Consider the following 3,449-nt stretch of genomic DNA (forward strand, 5'->3'; position numbering starts at 1 on the left):
AAGTTTCTTTCTTCTGAAAGATACTACTTTTATATTTAAAAGAATATTGTATAATATAGTGGATAAATACTGTTTTTTACACAATATATAGAAATATCAAATACAATATCTAGGTATTTGTAAGGAGAAAAGAATGAAAAAAATATTGCTGGCAAGTACAGTTGCCCTCTCTATGGCAGGTTTTGCAAAAACGACCGTCTATGCCGAGGATTCTCAAGCTACCAATAATGTTCAAACATCAGAAAGAACTTCTTCGAATACAGCAGGAAATGAGAAGAAAAATCAAAATAAGGCTGAAAAAGTAACCTCTCAAACCCCTGACACTAAGGAGCAAGCTTCAAAAGAAGCAGTTGTTGAGGTAGCCAATAAAGAAGGTTGGCAAAAAGAAAATAACCAATGGCGATATTATGAGAATAATAAGCCCGTTTCGAATTGGAAAAAAATAGCTGGTGTTTGGTACTATTTCAATCAAGAAGGCATCATGCTTAGTAATACTATCTTTAATGATTATATTTTGAATAATAGCGGTGCCTTAGCAGAATCTTCTTGGGTGAAAATTGACGACCAATGGTATTATGCCACTGAGGACGGGAAAGTTACTCGTAATAATTGGAAAAAGATAGCTGGTGTTTGGTATCGATTTGATGAAAATGGTATCATGATCAGTAATGTTATCTACAATGACTATTTGTTCAATAGTAGTGGAGCCTTAGCAGAAAATACATGGGTAAAAATTGCTGACAAATGGTATTATGGGAATCAAGAAGGAAAAATTTCTCGTGATAAGTGGGAAAAAATCAAGAATGTCTGGTATTTCTTCGACAAAGATGGCGCCATGCTCAGTGAAACGATTTACAAGGACTATCTTTTCAATAAAAATGGATCTCTAGCTGAATCATCGTGGGTAAAAATTGTAGAGAAGTGGTGTTACGCCGACGCATCTGGTAAAATCACACGAAACAAATGGGAAAAAATCAAAAATAGCTGGTATCACTTTGACGCTGAAGGTGTGATGGAAAGTAGCACCTGGAAAAAGAAATTCTATCTTAAGGATAGTGGAGCTATGGCTGAAAATGAATGGATCTTCGATAAGAAATACGATAGCTGGTTCTATACCAAACCTGATGGTACATATGCTGAAAATCAGTGGCAGGGTGCTTACTATCTAAAATCTTTTGGCTATATGGCTAAGAATGAATGGATTTTTGATAAGATTTATAATGCTTGGTATTATCTAAAAGAAGACGGATCCTATGTAACTGGTAACTTCACCATTAACGGGAAAGACTATACTTTCCAAAGTAACGGAAAATGGATTTCTGATACAGCTGCATACTATAAAGTAAAACCCATTACAGCAAATGTATATAGTGCTTCTGGTGATAAACTTAGCTATATTTCGCAAGGAAGTATTGTATCGATTGATGGAACTGAAACCAAAGATGGTCGACTTCCAGTCAAAATTTCAGGTCTTTCAGGATATATGAACAAGAGTGATCTAGTAGCGGTCAGCTCAGATAGTGATTTCATCCCTCACTATGCCACTGATGGTAACTATCTCTACCATGAGTTGTCACCGTACGCAAGTATCCGTGTAGCCCCTCATAGCTCATCAATGACCATTGGTAAAAAATACTATTCAGCTGATGGCATTAACTTTGAAAACTTTACAGTTGAAAATCCTTTCTTATTTAGAGATTTAAGAAAACCAACCAATTATACAGCTGAAGAATTAGATAAAGTATATTCTCTTATGAATATCAAAGGAAGTCGTCTAGCAGGTAAGGGAGCAATCTTTAAAGAAGCTGAGAAACGCTATCAGATTAACGCTCTCTATCTAATCGCCCATAGTGCCATAGAAAGTTCATGGGGACGTAGCCAAATTGCTAAGGATAAAAACAACTTCTTTGGCATTGCCGCTTATGATACAACACCATATGATTCAGCTAAAAGCTTTGATGATGTTGATAAGGGTATCTTGGGTGCAGCCAAGTGGATCCGCGAAAATTACATCGATAATGGCAGAACATACCTTGGAAATAAAGCGTCAGGGATGAATGTTCTTTATGCCTCAGATCCATACTGGGGAGAAAAAATTGCAAGTATCATGATGAGAATCAACAGCCAGCTTGGTGAAAAAGATTAAGAAACATTAAAATCGATAACGACTGCAAAGTGGTTATCGATTTTGCTTATCAAGAGAAACTCGAGGAATTTCCTTTATGAAACTGAATTTTGAACATATGCACAAAAGAGGGATAAATCTAAAACACTTAGGGATTAATGCATACGCTTATAGTTCCTCAGTTATCCTAGACTTACTTGCTATTGTCAAAGCGAATAATCTGACCATATTAGGTGGAGATGTGTTTTGCTACAAAAATGGTCAATTAACACATACTTATGACAATTGGTATTACGAAAAACAAAATTCGACTAGCGATTGTAGCAAATCCATTCATCAAACAGAAAAGTATATCAGCAACTATGTTAAAAATAATGGTGAACACTATTATTTTTCAATCGTTTTAGACGTTTTAGACAATGAGGAATTTAATTTGTGACTAATTTACTTAGAAAACATTTAGCCAACTGCATTGAATCAAGCGTCAAATATGAGAAATCGTGTTATAATAAAAGATAGTGATTTATTTTATGAAAAATGATATCTATTTAGTTTTTTAATATGGATAAATAGATACAATTCCAATAAAAGAAAGGAATTTTACAGAATGGCAACTATTCAATGGTTTCCTGGCCATATGTCCAAAGCACGTCGTCAGGTCCAGGAAAATATAAAATTTGTTGACTTTGTAACAGTTTTAGTAGATGCACGTTTGCCCTTGTCTAGTCAAAATCCGATGCTGACTAAAATCATCGGGGACAAACCAAGGCTATTAATTTTAAACAAGGCAGACCTTGCGGACCCAGTATTAACAAAAGAATGGCGTCAGCACTTTGAATCACAAGGCATTCAAACACTTGCTATCAATTCTAAAGAGCAAATAACAGTAAAAGTCGTAACGGATGCTGCTAAGAAACTCATGGCAGATAAGATTGCTCGTCAAAAAGAACGTGGTATTCAAATCGAAACCTTGCGTACCATGATTATCGGGATTCCAAATGCTGGTAAATCGACTCTGATGAACCGTTTAGCTGGTAAGAAAATTGCTGTAGTTGGTAATAAACCTGGTGTGACAAAAGGCCAGCAATGGCTTAAAACCAATAAGGATTTAGAAATTTTGGATACTCCAGGGATTCTCTGGCCAAAATTTGAAGATGAAACTGTTGCACTCAAACTTGCCCTTACGGGAGCAATCAAGGATCAGTTACTTCCAATGGATGAGGTAACGATTTTCGGTCTCAATTACTTTAAAACGCATTATCCTGAAAAGCTTCAAGAACGTTTCAAACAAATGAATCTGGACGATGAGGCTCCAGAAATTATC

Annotated in this window: 3 protein-coding genes; all 3 read left to right on the forward strand. The window is 35.7% G+C overall.

From position 1 onward, the window contains the following. The first annotated feature begins 133 nt into the window (after positions 1 to 133). The gene (locus tag SINDD18_RS03180) at positions 134 to 2,146 is read left to right on the forward strand and encodes a glucosaminidase domain-containing protein (RefSeq protein WP_061863043.1); all 2,013 of its coding nucleotides are present in this window, start codon (positions 134 to 136) and stop codon (positions 2,144 to 2,146) included. Positions 2,147 to 2,222: 76 nt separating this feature from the next. Beyond that, positions 2,223 to 2,564, forward strand: coding sequence for an Imm40 family immunity protein (gene imm40, locus SINDD18_RS03185; RefSeq protein WP_061863044.1), 342 nt, complete (start codon positions 2,223 to 2,225; stop codon positions 2,562 to 2,564). A gap of 168 nt (positions 2,565 to 2,732) precedes the next feature. Beyond that, positions 2,733 to 3,449, forward strand: a 717-nt coding sequence (gene ylqF, locus SINDD18_RS03190) for a ribosome biogenesis GTPase YlqF (RefSeq protein ID WP_061863045.1), incomplete at its 3' end; no start/stop codon positions are given.

This window comes from Streptococcus infantis (genome assembly GCF_001579645.1).
Taxonomy (GTDB): Bacteria; Bacillota; Bacilli; order Lactobacillales; family Streptococcaceae; genus Streptococcus; species Streptococcus infantis_E.

Coding starts and splice junctions, on each gene's coding strand:
- imm40 (WP_061863044.1), top strand. CDS start 2,223: ATGAAACTGAATTTTGAACATATGCACAAAAGAGGGATAAATCTAAAA.
- SINDD18_RS03180 (WP_061863043.1), top strand. CDS start 134: ATGAAAAAAATATTGCTGGCAAGTACAGTTGCCCTCTCTATGGCAGGT.